Origin of the sequence: Paenibacillus sp. E194 (genome assembly GCF_000935845.1) — a bacterium.
GTDB classification, from domain to species: Bacteria; Bacillota; Bacilli; order Paenibacillales; family Paenibacillaceae; genus Paenibacillus_B; species Paenibacillus_B alvei_B.
The window spans coordinates 1-2,237 of the sequence record NZ_JMDX01000444.1 but is presented as its reverse complement, the minus strand read 5'-3'; the positions used below and the strand labels follow the sequence as shown (position 1 = coordinate 2,237).

Sequence of the window (2,237 nt, the reverse complement as noted above, 5' to 3'; positions counted from 1 at the left end):
CTTTTATAACATGACACAATTCATATCTAAATGGATCTGCTACTTCTTTGGATTTTTTTAATTCTTCTAGGTACTGTACATTCGTCTTGCCGGAAAATAATAATTCCATAACTTCATCTGCTTCTTCTCTGGATTCAATTCCCCAATCTGCTGCTAAAATAGAAAATTCATCTTCTTTAGCACCTTCGGTAGGAACCAATCCGCCAAACACTCCCAAATCCCTCCATGTTGCTACAGCAAAAATAGCATACGCCGCATTAAACCATTTAATTGTCTCACTTGTTTCTTTATTGCTTAATAGTGGCCTCCATTCTTGTTCAAACAATTTTTCAAGCTTTTCTACACCCCTGCCTAATAAAGACTTTGTTAAATCTAATCTCCATTCTTCTCCATCGGCACTTTTAAATAATATAACAAATCTTTTTTCGCATAATCTGTAAGGCTCTGCGATGAAAATATTAATTATATTCTCGAAGTTTACTTTTTCTTTAATACTTACATTTTGAAAATAGAAACCGTCATTGTAGGCGATAAAAATAATAGGTTTCTTAAAAAATCTTCTACGCTTTAATTTAAATATCTCTTTGCTGATTACACTGGTTACCAATTCGTCATCTCCTTTAAAACACCCTGCTTTCCTTATTATATATATTGGATTGTCAACAGTAAATTTCAGACAGGAAAAGGCTTCTTGGTGATACTGAACAGGCGTCAGATTTCCCAGCGTTCCCGTAAATTCGATGTTTATTAAACTAGTTGACATAATCGTATAGCTCCATTTCCAGATGGTGAAAACTCGACGAATGTCCCAGCTGATTCTCTAGCCTCAGTACATCGTACTTCTCCAAATGGTAACGTATCGCAAATGGTGGAATTGAAGCAATGCCAGACCAAAATGAGGATTGCTAATAATCAACAAAAAATGGGCTATCATCTTATGGATAGCCCATCAAATCAACTTTTCCTTTTATTCTTGGTACTCTGGGTGATTGTGTCGTTTACATCCGAACAAGTAACAGCCCGAGCTCATTGAAGTGTTAAATTCCATCGAGGGAATAAATCCTAATGAAATTTTCTCAAACATATGCTCATATTCTTTTTTCTCATCAAGCAATTGCTTAATGTGCTCTTCTTTCTCCCTTTCTGTCCAATCCTCGTCACAATCATCTTCATGAGCTTCTTTTATTTCCTCAATTTTTTGTTGAATTACTTCATTCAAGATGTCACGAGCTCGATTTTCATTTTGAGTTTTACATAAAGCGTATACGAATCTACTAACCCAGTCTGGTGTTTTCCAATACTGTCCCCAACCTTTGTCAAACCAATAAATAGACTCATTGAAACAGCCTAATTCAAGATATAACTCTGCAACTTCTACATCACCGACAAAATCATCATCATCTTCAGAAAATACATCTAGTTTCTTCTTCGCTTCTATTTTTCTCCCAAGCTCGATTAAACACTTAACATGACTGTACATTGCATAATCAGAATTTCGGGAACATTGAAGGAAAAAGTCTGAAGCTTCTTGTATTTGTCCAAGATGATATTTGGCAATAGCCAAATTGTTATAAGCTTCATTTGAAGGGTGTATGATCAAAGATTGGTTCAAGGCATCTGCGGCCTGTTGCCACATTTCCTTCTCAACATAAATTTCCCCCCAAAATATTGTAAGGAAAATGAGATGAAGGATTTAATTCAATAGCCTCTTTGATAAGTGTCAGGGCTGTTTCCTTGTCACACTCTTCATGCAGATATATCCATGCAAGGTTATTTAATGATTGTACATTACGTGATTCCCTTACGGCTTCATGGAAAAGATCTAAAGATTTGTCATATTCATTACTTTCTAAATATTCAATAGCTTTTTGATTGGCACTCAACGAATGTTTTCCCCTTTATAATCATCATTTTCCTTGTTCAACAGCCCTCAAGACCTAGCCAACATCCTCTGTCACCACTAACATGCTTGCCGACGGCGGAATAACAAGGTTGTTCCCCATACTAGAACGGCCGTTACTGTCAATAGAACAGCTAATGCAGCTATCGGATATAGGATAGGGTCCCCAAAGAAATTAACTGTACGGAAACTGTTGAAAAGATGTGTAACCCGGATAAACTGACTGTAGCCGAATGTCACCATCCATTCGATAATCGGATAACGAATATTACGCACATCCAATAGTAGATAGGGAATTCCAAGTACGCCCCCCGCTAGCAACATCGTGACCAACGAT

The 2,237-nt window shown here is 36.8% G+C and carries 1 protein-coding gene and 2 pseudogenes; all 3 read right to left on the bottom strand.

Annotation, left to right across the window (positions count from 1 at the left end; all coding sequences use genetic code 11):
- Positions 1–763, bottom strand: a 763-nt coding sequence (locus tag AZ66_RS28730; protein WP_044358054.1) for a hypothetical protein, incomplete at its 3' end; no start/stop codon positions are given.
- 204 nt (positions 764–967) lie between these two features.
- A pseudogene (locus tag AZ66_RS28725) lies at positions 968–1,883 on the bottom strand (tetratricopeptide repeat protein).
- A gap of 77 nt (positions 1,884–1,960) precedes the next feature.
- Positions 1,961–2,237 (bottom strand): annotated as a pseudogene (locus tag AZ66_RS32240) (ABC transporter permease); the annotation flags it as partial.